The 24025-nt window shown below is 70.3% G+C and carries 23 protein-coding genes and 1 pseudogene; 9 read left to right on the forward strand and 15 right to left on the reverse strand.

Going from position 1 to position 24025, the window contains the following annotated elements; translation table 11 throughout:
- Positions 1-82 precede the first annotated feature (82 nt).
- The 5 genes from ftsH to dacB all read right to left on the reverse strand — a co-directional run bounded on the left by ftsH (position 83) and on the right by dacB (position 7338).
- On the reverse strand, positions 83-2116 hold the full coding sequence (gene ftsH, locus AB0M26_RS19320) for an ATP-dependent zinc metalloprotease FtsH (protein ID WP_365262471.1): 2034 nt from the start codon (positions 2114-2116) through the stop codon (positions 83-85).
- A gap of 247 nt (positions 2117-2363) precedes the next feature.
- The gene (hpt, locus tag AB0M26_RS19325; protein ID WP_365262672.1) at positions 2364-2903 is read right to left on the reverse strand and encodes a hypoxanthine phosphoribosyltransferase; all 540 of its coding nucleotides are present in this window, start codon (positions 2901-2903) and stop codon (positions 2364-2366) included.
- A gap of 100 nt (positions 2904-3003) precedes the next feature.
- Positions 3004-4086: a tRNA lysidine(34) synthetase TilS gene (gene tilS, locus AB0M26_RS19330; protein ID WP_365262473.1), complete on the reverse strand. Its 1083-nt coding sequence runs from the start codon at positions 4084-4086 to the stop codon at positions 3004-3006.
- Positions 4087-4311: 225 nt separating this feature from the next.
- Positions 4312-5445, reverse strand: coding sequence for a zinc-dependent metalloprotease (locus tag AB0M26_RS19335; protein ID WP_365262475.1), 1134 nt, complete (start codon positions 5443-5445; stop codon positions 4312-4314).
- Positions 5446-5898: 453 nt separating this feature from the next.
- Positions 5899-7338 (reverse strand): D-alanyl-D-alanine carboxypeptidase/D-alanyl-D-alanine-endopeptidase, encoded by a 1440-nt coding sequence (gene dacB, locus AB0M26_RS19340; protein ID WP_365262675.1) that lies wholly within the window; start codon positions 7336-7338, stop codon positions 5899-5901.
- A 155-nt stretch (positions 7339-7493) separates the two neighbouring features.
- On the opposite strand from dacB, the gene AB0M26_RS19345 reads away from it, so the two are divergent.
- A complete protein-coding gene (locus tag AB0M26_RS19345) occupies positions 7494-7988 on the forward strand; it encodes an inorganic diphosphatase (RefSeq protein WP_365262677.1) in 495 nt (164 codons plus the stop codon).
- A 396-nt stretch (positions 7989-8384) separates the two neighbouring features.
- Positions 8385-10139, forward strand: coding sequence for a threonine/serine exporter family protein (locus AB0M26_RS19350; protein WP_365262478.1), 1755 nt, complete (start codon positions 8385-8387; stop codon positions 10137-10139).
- Positions 10140-10288: 149 nt separating this feature from the next.
- Here AB0M26_RS19350 and AB0M26_RS19355 read toward each other — a convergent pair whose 3' ends face one another.
- Positions 10289-10993, reverse strand: coding sequence for a VTT domain-containing protein (locus AB0M26_RS19355; protein WP_365262481.1), 705 nt, complete (start codon positions 10991-10993; stop codon positions 10289-10291).
- Between the two features lie 239 nt (positions 10994-11232).
- On the opposite strand from AB0M26_RS19355, the gene AB0M26_RS19360 reads away from it, so the two are divergent.
- Positions 11233-11601, forward strand: a complete 369-nt coding sequence (locus AB0M26_RS19360; protein ID WP_365262484.1) for a YbjQ family protein — start codon at positions 11233-11235, stop codon at positions 11599-11601.
- Positions 11602-11655: 54 nt separating this feature from the next.
- Here the strand turns inward: AB0M26_RS19360 and AB0M26_RS19365 are convergent, their stop codons facing one another.
- Entirely contained in the window at positions 11656-12414 is a 759-nt protein-coding gene (locus AB0M26_RS19365; RefSeq protein ID WP_365262487.1) for a MerR family transcriptional regulator, read from the reverse strand.
- 113 nt (positions 12415-12527) lie between these two features.
- Between AB0M26_RS19365 and AB0M26_RS19370 the strand changes: the two genes are divergently transcribed.
- Complete coding sequence (locus AB0M26_RS19370; RefSeq protein ID WP_365262490.1) at positions 12528-13814, forward strand: ion channel protein; 1287 nt, start codon at positions 12528-12530, stop codon at positions 13812-13814.
- 83 nt (positions 13815-13897) lie between these two features.
- Complete coding sequence (locus tag AB0M26_RS19375) at positions 13898-15331, forward strand: glutamate decarboxylase (RefSeq protein ID WP_365262493.1); 1434 nt, start codon at positions 13898-13900, stop codon at positions 15329-15331.
- Positions 15332-15897: 566 nt separating this feature from the next.
- Here the strand turns inward: AB0M26_RS19375 and AB0M26_RS19380 are convergent.
- The 3 genes and pseudogenes from AB0M26_RS19380 to AB0M26_RS19390 form a co-directional block, all read right to left on the reverse strand.
- The gene (locus tag AB0M26_RS19380) at positions 15898-16437 is read right to left on the reverse strand and encodes a DinB family protein (RefSeq protein WP_365262496.1); all 540 of its coding nucleotides are present in this window, start codon (positions 16435-16437) and stop codon (positions 15898-15900) included.
- Positions 16438-16769: 332 nt separating this feature from the next.
- Positions 16770-18221, reverse strand: a pseudogene (locus AB0M26_RS19385) (aldehyde dehydrogenase family protein).
- Between the two features lie 258 nt (positions 18222-18479).
- Positions 18480-19373 (reverse strand): helix-turn-helix transcriptional regulator, encoded by an 894-nt coding sequence (locus tag AB0M26_RS19390; RefSeq protein WP_365262499.1) that lies wholly within the window; start codon positions 19371-19373, stop codon positions 18480-18482.
- A gap of 306 nt (positions 19374-19679) precedes the next feature.
- Between AB0M26_RS19390 and AB0M26_RS19395 the strand changes: the two genes are divergently transcribed.
- Positions 19680-20168, forward strand: coding sequence for an ATP-binding protein (locus AB0M26_RS19395; RefSeq protein ID WP_365262502.1), 489 nt, complete (start codon positions 19680-19682; stop codon positions 20166-20168).
- A 112-nt stretch (positions 20169-20280) separates the two neighbouring features.
- On the opposite strand, the gene AB0M26_RS19400 is transcribed toward AB0M26_RS19395, so the two are convergent.
- The 5 genes from AB0M26_RS19400 to rpmG all read right to left on the reverse strand — a co-directional run bounded on the left by AB0M26_RS19400 (position 20281) and on the right by rpmG (position 22592).
- On the reverse strand, positions 20281-20520 hold the full coding sequence (locus AB0M26_RS19400; protein ID WP_365262504.1) for a DUF397 domain-containing protein: 240 nt from the start codon (positions 20518-20520) through the stop codon (positions 20281-20283).
- 127 nt (positions 20521-20647) lie between these two features.
- Entirely contained in the window at positions 20648-20890 is a 243-nt protein-coding gene (rpsR, locus tag AB0M26_RS19405; protein WP_365262507.1) for a 30S ribosomal protein S18, read from the reverse strand.
- 43 nt (positions 20891-20933) lie between these two features.
- Positions 20934-22127: a GTP-binding protein gene (locus AB0M26_RS19410; protein WP_365262510.1), complete on the reverse strand. Its 1194-nt coding sequence runs from the start codon at positions 22125-22127 to the stop codon at positions 20934-20936.
- A complete protein-coding gene (locus AB0M26_RS19415) occupies positions 22127-22381 on the reverse strand; it encodes a type B 50S ribosomal protein L31 (RefSeq protein ID WP_365262513.1) in 255 nt (84 codons plus the stop codon). The genes AB0M26_RS19410 and AB0M26_RS19415 overlap by 1 nt, the downstream gene beginning before the upstream one ends.
- Positions 22382-22427: 46 nt before the next feature.
- Positions 22428-22592 carry a 50S ribosomal protein L33 gene (gene rpmG / locus AB0M26_RS19420; protein WP_365262516.1) on the reverse strand — a complete coding sequence of 55 codons (165 nt, stop codon included), beginning with the start codon at positions 22590-22592 and terminating at the stop codon, positions 22428-22430.
- Positions 22593-22644: 52 nt separating this feature from the next.
- On the opposite strand from rpmG, the gene rpmB reads away from it, so the two are divergent.
- The 3 genes from rpmB to AB0M26_RS19435 all read left to right on the forward strand — a co-directional run bounded on the left by rpmB (position 22645) and on the right by AB0M26_RS19435 (position 23867).
- The gene (gene rpmB / locus AB0M26_RS19425; protein WP_365262680.1) at positions 22645-22881 is read left to right on the forward strand and encodes a 50S ribosomal protein L28; all 237 of its coding nucleotides are present in this window, start codon (positions 22645-22647) and stop codon (positions 22879-22881) included.
- Positions 22881-23186 (forward strand): 30S ribosomal protein S14, encoded by a 306-nt coding sequence (rpsN, locus tag AB0M26_RS19430; protein WP_365262519.1) that lies wholly within the window; start codon positions 22881-22883, stop codon positions 23184-23186. Before rpmB ends, rpsN begins: the two co-directional genes overlap by 1 nt.
- A 177-nt stretch (positions 23187-23363) precedes the next feature.
- Positions 23364-23867: a hypothetical protein gene (locus AB0M26_RS19435; RefSeq protein WP_365262522.1), complete on the forward strand. Its 504-nt coding sequence runs from the start codon at positions 23364-23366 to the stop codon at positions 23865-23867.
- Positions 23868-24025: the final 158 nt, after the last annotated feature.

The raw sequence follows: 24025 nt of genomic DNA on the forward strand, positions 1-24025 counted from the left end.
GGCCAAAGCCGCGCCCCCTCAGGTTAGAACCCGAGGGGGCGCGGCTTTCATCCCGGACCCCGTGGGGCCTGGTGGCCGGGGGTCAGCTCTCGGAGCCGGTCTCCTCCGGGCGGTCGGCCTTCTCCGTCGGCACGGCTGCGGAGGTCGCGCCGGCGCCCGGCTGTGCACCGTTGGCCATGGTCAGTTCCTTCGGGGAGAGCACCGGCGGCCGGGTGGAGGGCGTGCGACGCGAGGAGCCGGTCCAGGCCGGGCGCGACGGACGCTTCACCACGGTCGAGAAGATCTCCGCGATCTCCTCCTTGCCGAGGGTCTCCTTCTCGAGCAGCGCGAGGACCAGGTTGTCGAGGATGTCGCGGTTCTCGACGAGGATCTCCCAGGCCTCGTTGTGCGCCGCCTCGATGAGCTTCTTGACCTCCTCGTCGACCAGCGCGGCGACCTCTTCGGAGTAGTCGCGCTGATGAGCCATCTCGCGGCCGAGGAAGGGCTCGGACTGGTCGGAGCCGAACTTGATCGCGCCCAGCCGCTCGGTCATGCCGTACTGCGTGACCATCGCGCGGGCGGTCGCCGTCGCCTTCTCGATGTCGTTCGCCGCGCCTGTGGTGGGGTCGTGGAAGACGAGCTCCTCCGCCGCGCGGCCGCCCAGCATGTACGCGAGCTGGTCGAGCATCTCGTTGCGCGTGGTGGAGTACTTGTCCTCGTCCGGCAGGACCATCGTGTAACCGAGGGCTCTGCCGCGCGACAGGATCGTGATCTTGTGGACGGGGTCGCTGTTGGGAGATGCCGCCGCGACCAGGGCGTGTCCGCCCTCGTGATACGCGGTGATCTTCTTCTCCTTGTCGCTCATGATCCGGGTCCGCTTCTGCGGGCCGGCCACGACGCGGTCGATCGCCTCGTCCAGGAAGTGGTTGTCGATCAGCTTCCTGTCGCTGCGGGCCGTGAGCAGCGCGGCCTCGTTCAGGACGTTGGACAGATCGGCACCGGTGAAGCCCGGCGTACGGCGGGCGACGGCGCCGAGGTCGACGTCCGGCGCGACCGGCTTGCCCTTCTGGTGGACCTTGAGGATCTCGAGGCGGCCCTGCATGTCGGGGCGGTCGACGGCGATCTGCCGGTCGAAGCGGCCTGGGCGCAGCAGGGCGGGGTCCAGGATGTCGGGCCGGTTGGTGGCGGCGATCAGGATGACGCCGCCCTTCACGTCGAAGCCGTCCATCTCGACGAGCAACTGGTTCAGGGTCTGCTCGCGCTCGTCGTGGCCGCCGCCGAGGCCGGCACCGCGGTGCCGGCCGACGGCGTCGATCTCGTCGACGAAGACGATCGCCGGGGCGTTTGCCTTGGCCTGTTCGAAGAGGTCGCGGACCCGGGAGGCACCGACACCGACGAACATCTCGACGAAGTCGGAGCCGGAGATCGAGTAGAACGGCACCCCGGCCTCGCCCGCGACGGCGCGCGCGAGCAGCGTCTTACCGGTTCCGGGCGGGCCGTAGAGCAGGACGCCCTTGGGGATCTTGGCACCGACGGCCTGGAACTTCGCGGGCTCCTGGAGGAACTCCTTGATCTCCTGAAGCTCCTCGACGGCCTCGTCGGAACCGGCCACGTCGGAGAACGTCGTCTTCGGGGTGTCCTTGGTGATCAGCTTGGCCTTGGACTTCCCGAAGTTCATCACCCGGGAGCCACCGCCCTGCATCTGGTTCATCAGGAACAGGAAGACGACGACGATGAGGACGAACGGCAGCAGCGACAGCAGGACGCCGACGAACGGGTTCTGCTTCGACGGCGAGACCGTGTAGCCGTCGGGCAGGGTGTTCTTGTCGTTGTCGTTCGTCTTGGCCTGGAGGTCCTGGGCGAGCTGGGCACCCTGGTCACCGATGTAGCTGGCCTGCAGCTTGTTGCTGCCTTCGACCTTCTGGCCGTCCTTGAGTTCGACCTTGATCTTGTTTTCGTCGCCGGTCGTGAGCTCGGCGGACTTGACCTTGTTCTCGGCGATGGCCTGAACAACCTGGCCGGTGTCCACCGTCTTGTAGCCGCCGGACGACCCGACGACCTGCATCAACACGACCACGGCGAGGACGGCCAGCACGATCCACATGACCGGCCCACGGAAGTAGCGCTTCACGTCCATCCATACGGGGCGCTCTGCACCCCGTCCCTCCTGCCACAGTGAGGCACGACAGCTCCGGCTGGAACCGTCAGTGCGTACGGTGTATTACCCGACCTATTGCGAGTCCGACGTTCGGACCGTACCCCAGCATTGTCACCCCGCGCCGCCCCGGACGGTTAACAAAACCGCCTTCCCCTGCTCCAACGGCGGAAAACCGGGAGACGTTCCCGGAGGGATTCCGCCGCCGGCGCGGTGGGGCGGGGGACCGTCAGCCGCCGTAGACGTGCGGCGCGAGCGTGCCCACGAACGGCAGATTGCGGTACTTCTCGGCGTAGTCGAGGCCGTAGCCGACGACGAACTCGTTCGGGATGTCGAAACCCACGTACTTCACGTCGATGGCGACCTTGGCGGCCTCCGGCTTGCGCAGCAGCGTGCACACGTTCAGCGACGCAGGACCGCGCGAGCTGAGGTTCGACAGCAGCCAGGAGAGCGTCAGACCGGAGTCGATGATGTCCTCGACGATCAGCACGTCCCGGCCGGCGATGTCGGTGTCCAGATCCTTGAGGATCCGCACGACGCCGGAGGACTTGGTGCCCGCCCCATACGAGGAGACCGCCATCCAGTCCATCGTCACCGGGATGGACAGCGCCCGGGCCAGGTCCGCCATGACCATCACCGCGCCCTTGAGGACACCGACGATGAGCAGGTCCTTGCCCGCGTACTCCGCGTCGATCTTCGCGGCCAGCTCGGCCAGCTTCGCGTCGATCTCTTCTTTGGTGATGAGCACCGACTGGAGGTCGGTGCCCATGTCCTTGTCGTCCACCCGCGTCACTCTCGGTCGTTCCGGTGAACCGGGGGCCGTACGGCGCCATTCGTCCGCAGGTCCCGGCGTGGCCGAAGGTTTCGGCTCAGTGCTCGGCGGCGGCCTCGTCGCGTCGCCGAATCACCAGACTGCCACACCGCCGGTGGGCCTCGACCCGGCCGGGCAGGTTGATGACCCCCTGACCGCGCCAGCCGGTGATCAGCCGGTCGACTTCCTCGATGTGCTTGGCGAAGAGGGATCCGGGCGGGGAGCCCGCGGCGATGGCGGCCCGGCGCAGCACGCGGCGGCGGACGGCGGACGGGAGGGCGTAGAGCTTGGCGGTGTCCAGGGCGGGCGTCGCCCCGCCGTCCGCGGGGGAGTCGGCGCGGACGGTCCGCTCGGCGTCCGCGGCCCAGGCGTCGAGGGCGTCGGCGTCGTCGCGCGAGAGCTGAGCGGTACGGGCGAGGGCTTCGATGACGCCCTTGCCCAGCGATTTCTCCAGGGCGGGCAGCCCTTCGTGGCGGAGGCGGGAGCGCAGGTAAGCGGGGTCGGCGTTGTGCGGGTCGTCCCAAACCGGCAGGGACTGGACGAGACAGGCCTTGCGCGCGGTCTGGCGGTCGAGGTGGAGGAAGGGGCGCCGGTAGCGGCCGCCGGTACCGGAGACGGCGGCCATGCCGGACAGGGAGCGAATGCCTGAGCCGCGGGCAAGTCCCAGCAGGACGGTCTCGGCCTGGTCGTCGCGGGTGTGACCGAGGAGCACTGCGGCGGCACCGAGCCGCTCCGCGGCTTCGTCGAGTGCCGCGTAGCGGGCGTCGCGCGCCGCGGCCTCGGGGCCGCCCTGACGTCCGACACTGACGGCGACGTTCTCGACCGGGTCGAGGTGCAGCGCGCGCAGCCGGGCGGCGACCTCGGCCGCGCGCCCGTCGGAGCCGGGCTGGAGGCCGTGGTCGATGGTGATTCCGCCGGCGCGGATGTCCAGCTTGGGCGCCTCGAAGGCGAGAGCGGAGGCGAGCGCCATGGAGTCGGCGCCGCCGCTGCAGGCGACGAGGACCAGCGGGCGCGCGGAGGCGGCTGAGGTGGGAGGCGCGGTTCGGGGGGAGTCGACGCCGCTCAGGACGTCGTTGAGCACGTCGTGCAGGACGCGGCGCACTGCCAGGCGTATCGCTGCGACCGCTGGATGGGGACCCATGTCCGGTTCACTTCCTCGGGGCCGGTGCCGGGCCGCAAGGGCTCAGTCACGGCTTGTCGGTGACGACTTGTCAGTCACGGCTTTCATCACACTGAGTAGGTAGATGGTGACAGAGGCGAGCCGTTCCCTGAGCATCGCACGCCTATCCCTGCCCCACGGTCCCTCGGAAGGGTGATTGGAGGGAAGTTCTCCAACCGCCGTATGCACCCCCTGCATGACGCTGTCCTATGCCCCATCCGATTTGCGGTGAACCCGGGCAATCCACTCCGCCGGCCTGGCGATCTCGGCCTTGGTCGGGAGGGTGTTGGGGGACGTCCAGACGCGGTTGAAGCCTTCCATGCCGACCTCGTCGACCACGGACCGTACGAACCGCTCGCCGTCCCGGTACTGACGCAGCTTCGCGTCCAGACCGAGCAGCTTCCGCAGCGCCTGATCGAGCCGGCCCGCGCCGCTGGCCCGGCGCTTCTGGAACTTCTCGCGGATCTCGGCGACGGAGGGCACGACCTGGGGGCCCACCCCGTCCATCACGTAGTCGGCGTGGCCCTCGAGCAGCGACATCACGGCCGTGAGGCGGGCGAGGATCTCGCGCTGTGCGGGCGTCTGGACCAGCTCGACGATGCTGCGGCCGCCGTCGGCCGGGCTGTCGGGCCGGTTCCCGGTGAGCGACTGGACCGCCTCGCGCAGCCGTTCCAGGAGCGTGGACGGGTCGATCTCGGTCTCGGCGAGGAACGCCTGGATCTCGCTCTCGATGTGGTCGCGCAGCCAAGGGACGGCGCTGAACTGGGTGCGGTGGGTCTCCTCGTGCAGGCACACCCAGAGCCTGAAGTCGTGCGGCTGGACGTCGAGTTCGCGCTCGACGTGAACGATGTTGGGGGCTACGAGGAGGAGCCGGCCGCCGCCGTTCTCCGACGCCGGGAGGTCGCGGCCGGGCGGGGCGAACGTCTCGTACTGGCCGAGGACCCGGGAGGCGAGGAAGGACAGGAGCATCCCCAGCTCCACCCCGGTGACCTTGCCGCCGACGGCGCCGAGGACGCCCCCTCCGGCAGGGCCGCTGCGGCGCTCCTGCATCTTCTCCAGCAGCGGCTTGAGGATCTGGCGGAACCCGGCGACGTTGGCCCTGACCCAGCCCGGGCGGTCGACGACCAGGACCGGTGTGTCGTGTCCGCCCACGGCTCCGTGCTCCGCCATGTGCGTGAACGACCGGACGTGTTCCTCGGACGCCTTTGCGTGCCGACGCAGCTCGGACACCACGGCCCGTGCTTCGTCCCGGCTCACCTCCGGACCCGGCCGCACGAGCCGGGTCGCGGTCGCGACCGCGAGATTCCAGTCGACCATCTCGGCACCACCGATGCTCGTCATGGATTCACGGTACGTGCTGGGACGCGCTTCCGGTGAGGCCTCCCGGTCCCGGCGGCCCGCTGCGGACCCCTTCGGACCGCTGTCGACCGCCGTCGCGGCCTGACGGGGCCGTACGGGCGCAGTCGTCGTCGCACCAGCGCAGGGGCCGTACGGGCGCAGAGGCCGTACCGGCGCAGGAGCGGTACGGGCGCAGGGGCGGTACGGGCGCAGGGCGGTACGGGCGCAGAGGCCGTACCGGCGCAGGGGCGGTACGGGCGCAGGTGCGGTACGGGCGCAGGGGCGGGGACCGCAACGGCCAAGCCTCCCGGCGGCGGTCCACGGGGGCCGGTGTGAGCCGGAATCCGCACTTCCGCGTCCCGCCCTCAGCGGCAGGGCAGCCCCCGGGCCGGGCCGTCTGCGGCAGGGCAGCCCCGCGGCGGGCCGTCACTGGCAGGGTGCCCCCGGGCCCGGCCGTCAGCGGCAGCCGCAGTTGGCGACCGCGGACGCCAGGTGGTCCAGGACCGACTGGGCCGCCTTCCCGTCGGCGGCATCCGACGTCATGAACGCGAAGGCGAGCAGACGGCCGTCCGCGTCCACGACCGTGCCCGCGAGCGTGTTCACGCCCGTGAGCGTGCCGGTCTTGGCGCGCACCATGCCCGTGCCTGCCGGCGCGTCCGCGTACCGGCTGCGCAGGGTGCCGCTGAAGCCCGCCACCGGGAGTCCGGTGAGGACCGGGCGCAGGCCGGGCCGGCCGGAGTCCGCGGCCCGTACGAGGAGCTGGGACAGCAGGCCGGCGGACACCTTGTCGTCGCGGCTGAGGCCGCTGCCGTCCGCGAAGCGGGCGCCGGCGAGCGGCAGGCCGAGTTTCTCCAGCCGGGCGGCAACGGCCTTCCCCGCGCCGTCGAACGTCGCCGGTCCGCCCGCGGCGATGGCCGTCTGGCGGGCGAGCGCCTCGGCGATGTCGTTGTCGCTGACCGTGAGCATGCGCTCGACGAGCGCCGAGAGGGGCTGGGAGCGGACGGTGGCGAGCTTCCCGGCCTTCGCACCCGCGGTCGTGCCGCGCGGGTCGCCCTCGGTGTCCACACCCCGGTCGCGGAGCAGACCGGCGAACGTCTTGGCCGCGTCCGCCGCGGGGTCGACCGATCGCGGGGCCGGGCCGCTGCCGCTGTCGTCGAGGCGACCCTCGTCGACCATGAGGGCGCTGACCGGCGCGAGGTTGGGGTTGGGGCCGATGGAGTGCTGTTCGGGTCCGCCGTAGCGCGAGGTGTCGTACGCGACCGTGAGCTTCTTCGTACCGCGGTCCTTCAGGGCGTGTGCGGTCCTGTCGGCGAGGTCGCGCAGGCTCGCGGGAGCGTCCGCGCCGCCGGCCTCCCGTGCTGTGAGGGTCGGATCCCCGCCACCGACGAGAACGATCTCGTCGTCCCCGGCCCCCTCCACGACGGTCGTCGAAATGCGATGGTCCGGTCCGAGCGCGTCGAGGGCGGCGACAGCCGTGGCGATCTTGATCGTTGAGGCCGGTACGGCGGCGGTGCCCGCACGCGATCCGTAGAGCTGCTTGCCGGTCGTGGCGTCGACGACGGAGGCCGTGCGCAACGGGCCGAGTGCCGGGTCCTTCAGCAGCGGTGACAGGGCGTCAGCCAGGCCCGACCGGGTGGGCGGCGGCACGGGGTCCGGGGACTGGGTCGGGCCCGTGGCGCCGAGCGCGGCGAGGACGGCGGCCGCCGAGGGTGTGGCGCCACCGGCCGTACGGCCCGAGCGCCCGCCCGTTCCCTCTCCGTGATCCTCGCCACCCGTGGCGCTCGCGGCCTCTGCGCGGTCCCTCTCGGCCGTACGCTGTCCGGAGTCCCAGGGTCCTGCCGCTGTTACGGCACCGGCCGCGACAGCCAGTCCGACCAGGGCGGATACGACGGGCAGATGCCATGCCGGTACCGCCCGCCACCGTTCGACGGCCCACTTGAACTGCCACGATCTGGCCTCGGGCACCTCGGACCAGCCCCTTTCGCGACCACACACCTGCGTGAGGGACACTTAATCACCCGAAGTATGTGCTGATCATGGAGGAGCCACCCGTGGAGTTCGACGTCACCATCGAGATTCCGAAGGGTTCGCGGAACAAGTACGAGGTGGATCACGAGACCGGCCGCATCCGCCTGGACCGTCGACTCTTCACTTCGACCAGCTACCCGGCCGACTACGGCTTCGTGGAGAACACCCTCGGCGAGGACGGCGACCCGCTGGACGCACTGGTGATCCTCGACGAGCCCACGTTTCCGGGGTGCCTCATCAAGTGCCGGGCGATCGGCATGTTCCGGATGACCGACGAGGCCGGTGGCGACGACAAGGTGCTGTGCGTACCGGCGTCCGACCCGCGCGTCGAGCACCTGCGCGACATCCACCATGTGTCGGAGTTCGACCGCCTGGAGATCCAGCACTTCTTCGAGGTCTACAAGGATCTGGAGCCCGGCAAGTCCGTCGAGGGCGCCACGTGGGTGGGCCGGACCGATGCGGAGGCCGAGATCGAAGCCTCGATCAAGCGCCTCGAAGCCCAGGGTGGTCAGCACTGAGAGGCTGACAACCGCTCTTGCTCCAACGGTCGGGCGGCGCACCCATCAGGGGTTGCGCCGCCCGACTGCTGCGCGTCCCCCCGGATGAGAGGCCTGATGGCGGCGCCGGGCGGGCATGCGGCATGGTGGCCCAGAGGCCGACAACCCGGATGTGGGGACGGGGTACGAAATCCGGCACGGACGTACGGGCGCACAGGCGCACGAGCGCACGCGCAGGGACGTACGGGCGCACGAGCGCACGCGCAGGGATGTACGGGCAGGCGGACGCAGGAACCCGGCGGCGGACACCGGCCCGGAAAACAGCACACGGAAAAACGGCACACGGAAAACACCCGAACAGCACAGCCGGGCCCGGTCCCACGGACCGGGTCGGCACGAGCCACCGACCCTCGGCCGATGAGCCGACAGCCAAGGACAGGAAAGGAGGATCCGACCGAAGTGGTCGCGGCCCAGAAGCGGACCGGTCCCGAGACAGAACTCCTCGAGGACCGCAAACCGCACTCGGACGAGGCGCGCAGCGCCTTCACTCCTCCGTCCGGCCTCCCCGTGCCCCCTCCGCCCGAGGACGAGCACCCGACGTCGGAGTTCGCCGTGCCCAGCGGGCTGGCGACCGAGCAGGCACCGGAGCCGGGAGGTTCGGCCTTCGCCCCGCCCGGCGGGTACTCCGCCTCGGGAGCGGGCACGCAGACGCAGTCCCGGCAGCAGGTCTCCGCCTACCCGGCCTTCACACCTCCGCATGGTGTGCCCGTCATCCGGCTGACCAAGGAAACGCCCTGGCAGGACCGGATGCGCACGATGCTGCGCATGCCGATCGCCGAGCGGCCGGTCCCGGAGAGGACCGAGCGGCCGGAGGGCGACACCGGCCCCGCCGTACCGCGCATCCTCGACCTGACCCTCCGTATCGGCGAACTGCTGCTGGCGGGCGGCGAGGGCGCCGAGGACGTCGAGGCGGCCATGTTCGGCGTGGCGCACGCGTACGGGCTGGACCGGGTCGAGCCGACCGTCACCTTCACGCTGCTGTCGGTGTCGTACCAGCCGTCGCTGGTCGACGACCCTGTCACGGCGAGCAGGACCGTACGGCGGCGCGGGACGGACTACACCCGGCTGTCGGCGGTCTTCCGCCTGGTCGACGACATCTGCTCGGACGATGTCGAGGTCTCGCTGGAGGAGGCCTACCGGCGGCTGGTGGAGATGCGGCGGAACCGGCACCCGTACTCGAAATGGGCGCTGACGCTGGCCAGCGGTGCGCTGGCCGGTGCGGCGAGCATCCTCGTCGGCGGTACGTGGCTGGTGTTCATCGTGGCCGCGGTCGGCGCGATGCTGGGCGACCGCCTGGCGTGGGGGGCGTCGGGCCGCGGACTGCCGGAGTTCTACCACTTCGTGGTCGCGGCGATGCCGCCGGCCGCGCTGGGGGTCGCGCTGAGCCTGGCGCATGTGGACGTGAAGGCATCGGCAGTCATCACCGGTGGTCTGTTCGCCCTGATCCCGGGACGGGCGCTCGTCGCGGCCGTTCAGGACGGGCTGACGGGCTACTACATCACCGCGTCCGCCCGCCTGCTCGAGGTCTGCTACCTGATCGTCGGCATCGTCTGCGGCGTGCTGATCGTGCTGTACGGCGGCCTGCAACTGGACGCGAAGCTGCAGCCCGGGGAGTCGCTGGGCATGACCGAGCGTCCCGTGCTGCAGATCCTGGCGGCGATGCTGCTGACGGTGGCGTTCGCGGTGCTCCTCCAGCAGGAACGGCACACGGTGCTGGTGGCCACGCTCAACGGCGGTGTCGCATGGGTGGTCTTCGGGGCGCTGCACTACACCGTCGAGATGAACCCGGTGGCGTCGACGGCGGTCGCGGCCGGTCTGGTCGGCCTCTTCGGACAACTGCTGTCCCGCTACCGGTACGCGTCGGCACTCCCGTACGTCACGGCGGCGATCGGTCCGCTGCTGCCGGGTAGTGCCACGTACTTCGGGCTGCTGGGGCTGGCGCAGGGCAACCTGAACGCCGGTATCGCCTCGCTGACCCAGGCGGCCGCTCTTGCGCTGGCCATCGCGATCGGCGTGAACCTGGGCGGCGAGATGGCCCGCCTGTTCATCCAGGCGCCGGGCGCCGCCGAGGCCAAGGCCCGCCGCGGTGCCAAGCGCACCCGCGGCTTCTAGCCAGCGGCGGGGCGGGGCGGCCGGTCTGCAGAACCGCAACCGGGGTCAGCGGCGCGGTGGCGGCAAAGGCGGGAGGGCCGCCCGGAACCGGGCGGCCCTCCCGCTGTCTTCACCCGGCTTCAGCACTCCTCAGCCGTCTTCAGCTCTCTTCAGCGCTTGGCATGACGTCCTCGCGGGGCGTGCGCCGGGGCGTCGTCGGAGTCCGTGGGGGCCGACGACGCTCCGGCGCCCTTGTTCGACTTGGAGCGGGCGCGGAGAAACTCGATCGCGATCGGGAGTACCGACAGGAGCACGATCCCGACGAGGATCGCTTCGATGTGCTTGTGGACGAAGTCGACCTGGCCCAGGGCCGCGCCGAGGAGCGTGACCCCGACTCCCCACAACACACCGCCGATGATGTTGAACGTGATGAAGGAGCGGTAGTTCATCCGGCTCACACCGGCGATGATCGGCGTGAACGTCCGCACGATCGGCACGAAACGGGCCAGAACCAGGGACTTCGGACCGTACTTCTCGAAGAAATCATGGGCCTTCTCCACGTTCTCCTGCTTGAAGAACCGGGAGTCGGGGCGTTTGAACAGCGCCGGTCCCACCTTGCGGCCGAAGAGATAGCCGACCTGGTCACCGCCGACCGCGGCGAGGGCGATCAGGGTGCAGATGAGCAAGAGCGGGGTGTCCAGCTTGTCCGTGACCACCAGCAGGCCGGTGGTGAACAGCAGGGAGTCGCCCGGCAGGAAGAACCCGATGAGGAGACCCGACTCGGCGAACACGATCGTCAGGATTCCGATGATCCCGAAGGTGTTGATCAAGTAGTCCGGGTCCAGCCAGCTGGGGCCGAGCGCAAGGGTGGTCACGGTTGACAGGCTCCTGGGTCGAGGGCGCAGGCACAAGCGGGGCCCGGGCACAGGTCGGGGCTGGGTGCTGCCCAAAGCTATCAACGCGGGAGAAGCGCCCCCGGTTCCGGTTGGCCGGTCCGGCGCCCCCGTTCCGGTTGCCCGGTCCGGCGCCCCCGGTCCCGTTGGTCGGTCCGGACGCCCTCGACGTGCGCCCGCCCACCCGGCACGCGACGCTTCTCGGCAAGGAGGTGGATGCGATGAGCATCGACGAGTACGGCGGCGGGCAGGGCACCGGGTGGGACGTCCTGGTGGTGACGACGAACGATGTGCCGGGCTACCACGTCCAGCAGGTCATCGGCGAGGTCTTCGGTCTGACCGTGCGCTCGCGTCACTTGGGCAGTCAGATCGGTGCCGGGCTCAAGTCGATGGTCGGCGGCGAGCTGAGGGGCTTGACCAAGACGCTGGTCGAGACGCGGAACCAGGCCATGGAGCGCCTAGTGGAGCAGGCCAGGGCCCGCGGCGGCAACGCCGTGCTCACGATGCGCTTCGATGTGACCGAAGCCGCGGACGTGGGCACCGAGGTCTGCGCGTACGGCACGGCCGTGGTGCTGGCCCCGCAGTCCTGAGGCGGACGCGGGGCCGGACTCCGTACGGTGACGCGCTCCTCGCCGCACCCATCGCTAGGCGTGGCGGGCGGCGTTGGCGAGGATCGCGTCGCGCAGGAACTGCGCCATGCCGGGCTTGATGGATTCGTAGGTGGCGGTGAACCGTTCGTCGGTCACATACGTCTCCGCCAGGCAGGTCTGTATCTCGTAGGTGCACTCGTAGTAGAAGCGGCAGATCTGCTGCCGGTGCTCCTCGGCGAGGTCCATGGCGGCCTCCGACCCGGGCTCCACGCCGGAATCCATGACCGCGGCGAGGCGGTTGCCCCAGTCCTCCTGCTCGGCCCTGATCCGCTGCCAGTCCTCCTTGGTGTAGGTGGCGACCCGGCGCTGCGACTCGGCGTACGTGTCGGTGCCGCCCCACCGCTCCTCGACCTCGGCGGCGTACTGGTCCGGGTCGTGGTCACCGAAGACCTCGAACCTCTCCTCGGGCGTGAGGTTGATGCCCATCTTCCGTGCCTCCATGGCGTGTTCGACGGCGGCGGCCATCTTCTGCAGCTCCTCGATCCTGGCGGTGAGCAGACCGTGCTGGCGCCTCAGGAGCTCCTGCGGGTCCGCGTCCGGGTCGTCGAGCAGGGCCGCGACCTCTTCAAGCGGAAAGCCGAGCTTCCGGTAGAACAGGATCTGCTGCAGCCGGTCGAGGTCACCGTCGTCGTAGCGCCGGTGGCCTGCGTCACTGCGGGTGCTCGGGGCGAGCAGCCCGATCGCGTCGTAGTGGTGCAGGGTGCGCACCGTGACGCCGGCAAAACGCGCGACCTGTCCCACGGAGTAGCTCATTGTCTCCGCGCTCCTTTCTTGTGCGCTCTTCAGCCTGAGTCCTCACGCCACGTGAGGTGCAACCCCCGAGTTTTGTGGACGGTTTGCTCTATTAGCCCCCTTATGGTGTGGCCGTGGTCACGGAATCCGCCTCTCAGGCACCCCCGGAGGGCCCGCGACTTCTGCTCCGGCTGTCCCTCCCCGCGCTGGTGATCGGGGTCGGATCGAGCCTGCTGCTCATCGGGGTGGAAGAGATGGCCGAGGAGCTGGAGCATCTTCTGTGGACGACGCTGCCAGACACCCTGGACGTCGGCCGCTGGTCGACCGGCTGGATGCTCGCCGTCCTCACGGTCACCGGTCTCGCCGTCGGTCTGGTGGTCTGGAAGGTTCCGGGGCACGCAGGCCCCGATCCGGCCACCACCGGGCTGGTGGACTCGCCCATGGCTGCAGCCACCGTGCCAGGTGTCCTGCTCACCAGCATTCTGGCGCTCGCGGGCGGGGTCAGTCTCGGCCCCGAGAACCCGATCACGGCGTCCAACATCGCCCTGGCCTACTGGTTCGGGCGCAGGATCTCCCCGGGGAGCCCGGCAGAACTCTGGCTCGCGCTCGCGGCGGCCGGCACGATCGGGGCGCTCTTCGGCACACCGGTCGCCGCGGCGCTCGTCCTCACCGAGACTCTGGCCGGCGGCGCTGTGCGGACACCACGTATGAGGTCCCTGTGGGACCGGCTCTTCGCTCCACTGGTGGCCGCCGGGGCCGGCTCCATCACGACGGTACTGATCTCGGAGCCGTCCTTCGCCGTGAAACTGCCTCCGTACTCGGGCCCGAGATTCGGCGATGTCGCGGCCGCGCTGGTGATCGCCGCGGCCGGAGCCCTGCTGGGCATGGCGGCCGTCCACGCGTTCCCGTACGCCCACCGGGCCTTCCGCTTGTTGAAGCATCCGGTGGCGATGGTCACCGCCGGAGGCGTGGTGCTGGGACTGCTCGCGGCGCTCGGCGGGCACCTCACCCTCTTCAAGGGACTCGACCAGATGTCGGACCTGACGGAGGACCCGGGGGCGTGGTCGTCCGGCAAGCTCGCGCTGATGGCCGGGGTCAAGCTGGTGGCCGTGGTCATCGCCTCCACCTGCGGCTTCCGGGGCGGGCGCATCTTCCCCTCGGTCTTCGCGGGTGTCGCGCTGGGGCTGTTCGCCCATGCGCTCGTACCCGAGGTGCACACCGCCGTCGCGGTGGTGTGCGCGGTGCTCGGTATCCTCCTGGCGGTGACCAGGCACGGATGGCTGAGCCTCTTCACGGCGGCCGTCCTGGCTCCCGGCATCACCGTCCTTCCGCTGCTGATCCTGGGCGCACTCCCCGCCTGGCTGCTGGTGACGGGGCGTCCGCTGATGCAACTGCGCGAGGACGGCACGTCCGTGCGGTGACGTGGCGCCGCCAGGCGCAGCAACCGGGCGGGCCCTTTGAGCGATATGCCCGTATGGTCGCTGCGAAGGGAGGCGTGAGCACCATGTCGCTGCACAGAGGACCAGGCCCCGCCGGAGCGGCAGGGGAGGGCCGCCTCTCGGTCAATCCCTTCTTCGGACCGGCCGATCCGCTCGGGGACATGACGACGGCTCCACCCAGGCACCGGCTCGCGGACGGCCCGATGCCGCCGGGAACGGCTTTCCAGCTCGTCCACGACGAACTGATGCTCGACGGCAACTCGCGGCTGAATCTGGCCACTTTCGTCACCACCTGGATGGAGCCCCAGGCCGGGACGCTCATGAGCGTCTGCCGGGACAAGAACATGATCGACAAGGACGAGTACCCGCGCACCGCCGAACTCGAGCGCCGGTGCGTGGCGATCCTCGCCGACCTGTGGAATGCGCCCGACCCCTCCACGGCCAGGGGGTGCTCCACGACCGGGTCGAGCGAGGCGTGCATGCTCGCCGGAATGGCCCTCAAACGACGCTGGATGCGGGACGCGGCCCGGCGAAGCGAGGACAGGCGCTATCCCGGGAATGCACGGCCCAATCTCGTGATGGGCGCGAACGTCCAAGTGTGCTGGGACAAGTTCTGCAACTTCTGGGAGGTCGAAGCGCGCCAAGTCCCCATGGAGGGCGACCGCTTCCACATCGACCCCCAGGCCGCGGCCGACCTCTGCGACGAGAACACCATCGGCGTCGTGGCGGTGCTGGGCTCGACCTTCGACGGGTCGTACGAGCCGGTGGGTGAGGTGTGCGCCGCCCTGGACGCACTCCAGGAACGCACCGGAGTCGACATCCCCGTGCACGTGGACGGCGCGTCCGGAGCGATGATCGCGCCGTTCCTGGACGAGGACCTGGTCTGGGACTTCCGGTTGCCGCGCGTCGCGTCGATCAACACCTCGGGCCATAAGTACGGGCTCGTCTACCCGGGTGTCGGTTGGGCGCTGTGGCGCGATGGAGACGCCCTCCCGGAAGAACTCGTCTTCCGCGTGAATTACCTGGGCGGTGACATGCCCACCTTCGCGCTCAACTTCTCCCGCCCGGGCGCCCAGGTCGCAGCCCAGTACTACACCTTTCTCCGGCTGGGCCGGGAGGGCTTCCGTGCGGTCCAGCAGACCTCGCGGGACGTGGCCCGCTCGCTGGCCGAACGCATCGAATCCATGGGCGACTTCCGGATGCTGACCTACGGCGACCAACTCCCCGTCTTCGCCTTCACCACAGCGCCGGACACCACGTCCTACGACGTCTTCGACGTCTCCCGGCGGCTCCGCGAGAAGGGCTGGCTCGTGCCCGCCTACTCCTTCCCTCCGCATCGCGAGGACCTTTCGGTCCTGCGCGTGGTGTGCCGCAACGGCTTCTCCGCCGACCTCGCTGACCTGTTCGTCGAGGACCTGGGCCGACTTCTGCCCGAACTGCGCGAGCAGCGCGCCCCCTTGGGCCGCCCCGTCTCCGAGGCGACCGCCTTCCACCATTAGCCCGAAGAGCTGCGTCGCACTCACCCGACCGGCCACGATGCCCCCTCTCCGCGGGCGCCCCTCCCGGGCGCCGTTCACTATCTGTACACCGCGGACCTCCGTCAGGTTCCCGACCCGCGGAGAAGCCCGGCACCGCCCCCGCGCCCGGGGCCACGTCCAGCTCCCCCCCACCTGCGTCACCGCCGGTCAGTGGAGGAACACCTCGTCGAGCGACCGCCTGCGCAGGGCGATCTCCTCCGCCTCGACACGCACCGCGTCCAGCGCGCTCGTACGGTCTCGTGCAGCGCCGCCACCCGGTCTGTCACCCGCGCAATGACCAGGCGCACATCGGCGTCCCTCCCAATTCGTCCGTCCCAATTCGTCCGTCCCGCCCGTCCCGACCTCGCCCGTCCCGACCTCGACCCTTCTCGCCGCGGCGCCCACCGCAGGCTCGGGCGGGGGGGGGGCCGGGGCCAGGGGCCAGGGCCGGGCGCCGGGGCCAGGGGCCGGGGGGCTGGGCGCCGGGGCCGGGGCGCCGGGGCGCCGGGGCCCAACAACGGTCCCCGGCAATCCCCCGCGGTGCGACCTCAGGAGTCCCCCGCCTCCGCCACCAGCTCGAAGGCCGTCTTCCCGTCCAGGGACTCGCGGATGATGTCGGCGTGACCCGCGTGCCGCGCGGTCTCCTCGATCAGGTGCAGCAGCAGCCAGCGCTGCGAGACCCGCGAGGCCGGCGGATACCAGGGCGCCGAGGGCAGCGGAAAGGTGTCGTCGAGGCTCGGCAGCGCCCGGATCCACTCCTCCGTCTCCCGTGCAGTCTTCTCCCAGACGGCGAGTGTCCCGTGGATGGACTCACCCTCCAGGAGCCGGAAGCTGTCGGCCCAGGTCTCCTCGGTCCGCACGATCTCGACGGGTCGTTGCTGCGCCTTGCGGAGCCAGCTCAGCTCCGTCTCCGCGACGTGCTTGAGCAGCCCGGACAGGGAGAGTTCACTCGCGCTCGGCTTCTGCGCCGCCTGCTCCTCCGTCAAGCCGAGGACAGCTCGGCGCACGCCGCCGCGCTGTGCCTCGAGGAAGGCGAGGAGGGCGCCGCGCTCGTCGCCGTCGGACTCGGGGAGTACGTGTGTGGGCATGGGGTCCGCCTTTCGTAGGCACGGCGCGCAGGGCACGTCGCGCAGGGCACGTCGTCCTAACGGAACTCGTGATGTCCCGGTGCCGACGGGGCACCGGGCGCACGGTCGCGTGACCCGGAGCGATCGGTCGTGTCACGCGGTGCGGTGCGTCGAGTGGTGCGGAGCGATCCGGGGGGTGCGGAGCGATCCGGAGTGGTCCGTCCCGTCCGTCCCGTCAGCCCCGTCCGTCCCGTCCGCCCTCCCGACACCACTGAAGCTACGGGCCCTTGCGGTCAGGTACGGTCCGCAATTCTTCCCGCCCCGCGAAATTCGCCCCCGACCCCGTTCCCGCCTCAGAACGGAAACGTGCTGCGCCCGTGCTGGATCGAGATCCACTTCTGCGTCGTGAACGCCTCCACCATGGAGTCGCCGTTCAGCCGCCCCACCCCCGAGTGCTTCTCGCCCCCGGACGGCACGATCGGCTCGTCGTGCACCGTGCTGCCGTTGATGTGGATCATGCCCGTGTGGATCCGCTGGGCGATCCGGACCCCGCGCCCCAGGTCCCCCGTGTGCACGGCCCCGCTCAGGCCGTACGGGGTGGCGTTGGCGATGCGTACGGCCTCGTCCTCCCCGTCGAAGGGCACCACGAGCGCGACCGGGCCGATGATCTCCTGCGCGAGTGCGGGCGAGTCGGCCGGGAGCCCGGTGAGCACGGTCGGGTGCACGACGTTTCCCTGCGTGCGTCCCCGCAGCAGTGCTGTCGCGCCCGCCTCGACCGTCGTCGCAACGAACGCCGAAACCGCCTCCGCCTGCAGGGAGTTGATGAGTGGACCGATGTGGGTCTCCGGGTCGGCGGGGACACCGACCTTGAGGGCCCTCACCCTGCGGATGAACCTGTCCGTGAACTCGCGCTCCACTGCGCGGTCCACCAGCACGCGGTTGGCCGCCATGCAGACCTGGCCCTGGTGCACGAACCGGCTGAAGACCGCCGCGTCCACCGCGTGGTCGACGTCCGCGTCCTCCGTCACGATGAGGGCGCTGTTGCCGCCCAGTTCGAGGACGGCGTACTTGAAGTGGGCGGCGCAGACGGTGGCGACGTGGCGTCCTGCCTCGTCCGGACCGGTGAAGGAGATGACCTTCGGCACGGGGTGTTCGATGAGCGCGTCCCCGATCTCGGCGATGTCGGTGACGACGACGTTGAGCAGTCCGGGCGGCAGGCCCGCGTCTGACCAAGACCTTGGCCACAAGGGGTGCCGCCGCACACCGGTGTGTCCTGATGCGGTTTGAGGACGACCGCGTTTCCGAGGACCAGCGCCGCAGCGACGGACTTCAGGGACAACAGGAACGGGAAGTTGAACGGGCTGATGGCACCGACGACGCCCACCGGCACGCGGTAGAGACGGTTCTCCTTGCCCTCGGAGGGCGAAGCGATGATCCTGCCCTCCGGCCGCAGGGCCAGGGCGACGGCCTCGCGCAGGAACTCCTTGGCGAGGCTGAGCTCGAAGGCGGCGTAGAGGCGCGTTCCGCCCAGTTCGGCGACGAGGGCCTCGGTGATCTCGCGCTCCTCGATGATCCGCAGCGCGCGTTCGCAGACGAGGCGGGGCGTAGGGGTTGGTGCCGGCCCAGGACCGCTGCGCCCGCTCGGCCGCCCGGTAGGCCAGGTCCACCTCGTCCGTCGTGGCGATGGTGATCGAGGCCAGCTTCTCGCCGTTGTACGGATTGACATCGACGATGTCCCAGGAACCGCTGCCCGTTCGCCACTCGCCGTCGATATACTGATGGGCCAACTCTGCGAAGTAGGACATGCGTTGCCTGTCTGGAGGCCGGGGCGCCGGTGGTGCTCGCGGAACGCGTGCCGCTCCTGATGGCCCCTCATCGTAATGACGTGCCAGTGGAGTTGGCGGGCGCCCGCCGTATTCACCCAGGTCCGGGACCGTCCCGTCGTGTCGGTCCCGGACCGTTCATGGACCGAACAAGCCGAAGCCCACGGACGGTGCATGACTCGAAGACGCCGCCGCCGGCGCGGTCCGGCGAACCCCGCCCCCACCCGCCGGACCGTGTCCCTAAAGGCGCTGGAGTGCGCCGGCGAGCAGGTCCCGGCTGCCGGACGGACTCAGGCTGTCCTCCTGAAGCCGCTGCATCACCCGCTCGTACTGGGCGACGTCCTCGGCCTTGTCCAGGTAGAGGGCGCTGGTGAGCTGCTCCAGATAGACGACGTCGGGCAGGTCGGACTCGGGGAACCGCAGGATCGTGAAGGCGCCGCTCTCGCCCGCGTGCCCCCCGAATCCGAACGGCATGATCTGCAGCCGCACATTGGGCCGCTCCGAGAACTCGATGAGGTGGCGGAGCTGACCGCGCATCACCTCGGCGTCCCCGTACGGGCGGTGGAACGCTGCCTCGTCCAGGACCAGATGGAAGTCCGGCGCGCGCTCGGCGACCAGCAGCTTCTGCCGCTCCACGCGCAGGGCGACACGTCGGTCGACCTCGCTGCGGGGGGCATCGGGCTGACCGCGGACGACGACGGCGTGGACGTAGTCCTCCGTCTGCAGCAGCCCGGGCACGAACTGGACTTCGTAGCCTCGGATGAGGCAGGCGGCGCCCTCCAGGCCGACGTAGGTCTGGAACCAGCCGGGCAGCACATCGCCGTAACTGTGCCACCACCCCGCAACATTGGCCTCCCGGACGAGGCTCAGCAGCGCGTCGCGCTCGTCCTCGTCGGTGACCCCGTAGAGCGTCAGCAGATCTTCGACGTCCCGTGCCTTGAAGCTCACACGGCCCAACTCCATACGGCTGATCTTCGATTCGGAGGCGCGGATGGAGTAGCCGGCGGCCTCCCGCGTCACGCCACGGGCTTCGCGGAGGCGCCTGAGGTGTGAGCCGAGCAGGATGCGGCGCACCACCGAGCCGCTCGCCCCGCCTGCTTCGTCCGCCGCCCTTCCCGGTTGCACTGTGCTCATTTCCCGACTGCCTGTCTCGATTGGTGATGCACTGCGACCGTCAATGCTTAAGTCTGCCATCTCCGGGCTCCGTTGCGTGCCCGCGCGGTTACACAGATGAGAAGTCGTCGGCAAGGCCTTGAATCAGGCCGCGGGAAGAATTGGGCTGCAATCCACTCGCTCAGCGATAAGTCGGGCGCAGTGCACGTGCATCTGCCCTTGCATCTGCCCTGCGCATTGGGAACGATGGTCCGCGAGCACAGCACGCACCTTGACCGATTCCTTATAGGGCCAGGAGTGCCACGCATGGGGACCGAAGGATCGACCATGCTCGAGCCGTTACGGCAGGGCCTCCCTCCCATCGACCCGGCAAGCGTGTCGAGTTCGGTCTCGTGCTCACTCGCCGCGGCATACGAATCGGTCAGAGAGGCCCGCGCGTTCACCAAGTCCGCGCTCGCCCGCTGGGAGTTGACCGAGCGGTTCGACGACGTCGCACTCGTCGTCTCCGAACTCGTCACCAACGCTCTCCGGCACGCGGTCCCCGACAGCCCCGCCGGGACACCGGACCCTCCGGTCCGCCTCCACGTGATGCACTGGACCTCACGCCTGGTCTGTGCCGTACGAGATTCGAGCGAGGCCACCCCCGTCACCGCTCAGCCCGACGGGGAACCGGACTTCGCCGCGGAGTCGGGGCGCGGTCTGCATCTCGTGGAGGGGGTCAGCGACGGATGGGGCTGGCACCCTCTCGCCGGGACCCTGCGAGGGAAGGTCGTATGGGCCCTGTTCCGGCTTCCGCCGACACGGTTCCCCGTCTAGGACGATGTCAGGAAGCCCCCGTACGACCAGGATTCGCCGTCCGGGAACGGCCGGGCCCGTGCCACCGCCGAGGGTCTCGGCCGTCCTCGGCCTTGCCCCGGTCGAGGCGCGCCTAGTCGACCAGATGGTCGAACTCCCCGTTCTTGACCCCGAGCAGCAGCGCCTCCACCTCGGCGTTGGTGCAGATGAGCGTCGGACCGTCGGGGAACCGCGAATTGCGCATCGCCACACCGCCGTCCGGTAGCTTCGCCAACTCAACGCAAGCGCCCTGCGAGTTGCTGCGACGGCTTTTCGTCCAGACGACACCATCGAGAGCAGCAGCCGCCATGCCATTCCGGTACGGGTGATGCACAGGACTCTCCCGAGGTAGTTGCGTATATCAACTGGCCTGGGATCATAGCTGCGTTCACATGCGGATGCATGGGCGAATGCACGTGCACGGACGGTGCCCGAAGAGCTTCGTACGGTTGACCGTTCCGCTACTTGCCCTTTGCTCCGTAGGGCAGCAACGCCATTTCCCGTGCGTTCTTGATGGCACGGGCGAGCTGCCGCTGCTGCTGAGTCGTGACTCGCGTCACCCTGCGGCTTCGGATCTTGCCCCGGTCCGAGATGAACCTTCTCAGCAGATCGGTGTCCTTGTAGTCGATACAAGTGACGCCCGCGGCGTCCAATGGGTTGGCCCGGGACCGGGAATTCCTTGTGGCATCGCTGCGTCGCGGCATGGACTCCAGCCTTTCTCAAGGAGGTTGGGGTATCGGCGGGTATTTAGGAAACGGGGTCGAGAAGCGCGTCGAAGGCGGGCGACAGCCCCTTCCACGCCTCGCGCCCCGCCGCATATTCGGCGTCCGTGAGCAGGCAGGACTCGAGGAGCTCGAAGAGGGCGTCCCGGTCCAGTCCCGGCGAGGTGAAGACGAGGTGCTGGGCTCGGTCGCCGTGTTCGGCGTCCCAATCCAGGGCCGCGGCCGCCCGGCGTATCGGCGGGACCATCTCCCAGGCCGCCTCCGGCAGAGCCGCCAGCCAGGGCCCGGCGTTCTCCACGCACAGGGCACCGCCCGCCGCGTCCCAGGAGAGGAGCGTGTCGGGCCGGTCGGCCAGCCAGAAGCGGCCACGGCTGCGGGCGGCGGCACAGGTCAGGTCCTCCAGCGCCGCGTACAGCCGCTCGGGGTGGAACGGCCGCGTACGGTGCCATACGGCCGTGGTGACCCCGTGCCCCTCGGCGTCCTGGGGCAGCAGCGCACAGGCGGGGTGCTGCCGTGCCGCCGCGGCTTCGACATCGAAGCCGGCGAGTGCGGCCCCCGCCAGGGCCCCCGAGCCGACACGCACATGACGGGCCGTCGGATGGAGTTGGCGCAGCAGGGCGAGGTCGCCCGGGTCCGCCTCCTCGCCGCCCTCGGGAGGCGCGAGCGCCAGCACGGGCGGGTACTCCACCTGCCGTGCCCAGGTGTCGGCGACGGTGCGCTGATCGGTCGCGGCGGCCGCGAGACCGGTTTCGGCGAGATCGTCACCACAGCTCAGGTACGGGACGAGTAGCGAGGGGTCGACGACGGTGACCACACCGGTCAGTTCGAGCGTCTCGCCGCTGAGGGCGGCCACCACCTCGGCCATGGCCTTGGGCTCGACGGAGTCCCACAGCTCCACCACCGCCAGACGGCAGAGCCCATCGTCGGCGAGCCGCTGGAGCTCGGGCACGAGATCCTCGCGCAGCGCGCAGCAGGCGCAGTCGTTGACGAGCGGGGCATCGCCACTGTCGAGGAGGCCGCCGCTGTCGCGTACGGTCCGCCGTACCGTCCCCGTAACGGCCGTCGAGAGGTCGTGGTGGAGCGCCACGCTGCCGGGGACCGTACGCAGCAGTCCCTCGACGGCGGCCCTGCGGGCGTCGGCGTGCAGTCCCGCGACCAGCGCCACCGGAAGACGGTCGCGCCGACCGGGGATGCGTTCACCGGGGTCCCGGGCCTCCATCAGCGGGCTCCGTGCGCGCCGTAACGGCGCTCGAAGCGTTCGACGCGTCCGGCGGTGTCCATGACGTGGGTCCTGCCCGTGTAGAAGGGGTGGCTCGTCGAGGAGATCTCGACGTCGATCACCGGGTAGGTGCTGCCGTCCTCCCACTCCACGGTCCTGCCGCTCGTCGCGGTCGAGCCCGTGAGGAAGGCGGTGTCGGACGCGCTGTCACGGAAGACGACCGGGTGGTACGGGGGATGGATTCCGGGCTTCATGGCTGTGTTTCCTCTCGGTTCGCCGAGGGCTCGGCGCGGTTCTTCGTCAGCGCTCTTCGCGGAAGGTGACGTGGCGCCGGGCGACCGGGTCGTACTTGCGGAGCTGGAGCCGGCCGGGGTCGTTGCGCCGGTTCTTGCGGGTCACGTACGTGTGGCCGGTTCCGGCGGTGGACCGGAGTTTGATCAGGGGGCGTAGGTCGTTGCGTGCCATGACCGCTACACTAACAGGAATGGTTTCCATTTTCATTAGGAGGTGCTCGGTCCTGTCCGCCCACTGCATGCTGACCGGCCGCAAGCCCGGCTTCGGCCACCACGTCTCCCACTCGCACCGCCGCACCAAGCGGCGCTTCGGCCCCAACATCCAGACCAAGCGCTACTGGCTGCCGGGCGAACGCCGGTACGTCCGGCTCACCCTCAGCGCCAAGGGTCTGAAGACCGTGGACGCGATCGGTATCGAGAAGGCCGTCGCACGGATCCGGGCACGGGGGGCGCGCGTCTGATGGCCAAGAAGAGCAAGATGGCGAAGAACGAACGGCGGCGGCTGGTCGTCGCGCGCTACGCCGCCCGGCGAGCGGTGCTGAAGGCCATCATCCGCGACCCGCGGACACCGCCGGAGGAACGGAGCGCGGCAGTGCGCGAACTCGGCCGGCAGCCTCGCGACGCCAGCGCGACGCGGGTGCGCAACCGGGACGCGGTGGACGGACGTCCTCGCGGTTACGTCCGTGCCTTCGGCCTGTCCCGGATCCGGCTGCGCGAGCAGGCACACGCCGGGTACCTGCCGGGCGTGCGCAAGTCGAGCTGGTAGGGCCGTTGGTCGGGCCGCGGGTCGAATCGGCCCACACGGAGTCGTGGCGAGATGCGGCCCGACCGGGGCCGTGACGGTGCGCGGCCCGACCGGGGCCGTGGCGAAATGCGGCCCGACCGGGGCCGTGGGGGTTCGCGGCCCGTCCGCGCCGGACAGGCACGACGACAGGAGACAGCAGTGCTCGCAACTGTACGAACAGCCGGTGCGGCGGCGGCCGTTGCCGCGGCCGCCCTGCTGCTGGGCGGCTGCGGCGCCACCGTCACCGGCACGGACGACGCCGGGGCGGAGAGCGTCGCGCCGTCGGCGAAGGATGACGGCGGGGACGGCGACGCACAGGACGACCGCGAGGTCGGGCCCGAGGCGGTCGCCGGCGTCTGGCGGACGACCGGCATGGACGGGGAGTACTACCTGTCGGTCTCCGGACGGAAGGCCGTTCTGGCCGGCGAGCACGCGTGCGCGGGCACCGTCGCACCGGGGAAGGGGAAGCCCGGGCTGGAACTCACGTGCCGGGACGGGGACACGAAGCGGACCACTGGCGCTGCCGCCCCTTCGCCGGGCGGCAGGACACTCACCGTCCAGTGGGCGTCCGGCACCTCGGAGACGTACACCAAGGTGGGAGGCGGCAAGTTGCCGAAGGACCTGCCGACCGGTCTCGGCGGCCCCGGCTCCCCGAGCCCGTAGCGATCCCCGCCCCCGCCAAGACGTCTCGGCCCTCAAAACCTCCCGGCCATCAGGTCTTCCCGTCCGTCGAGGTTCCCGCCGCCCCGCACCCGACAGCCCCCGCGGCACGTCCGTACGCGCCCGCTCGCCGTACACCCGGCCGTACGCCCGGACTCGGC

Origin of the sequence: Streptomyces sp. NPDC051776, assembly GCF_040681345.1 — a bacterium.
GTDB lineage: Bacteria > Actinomycetota > Actinomycetes > Streptomycetales > Streptomycetaceae > Streptomyces.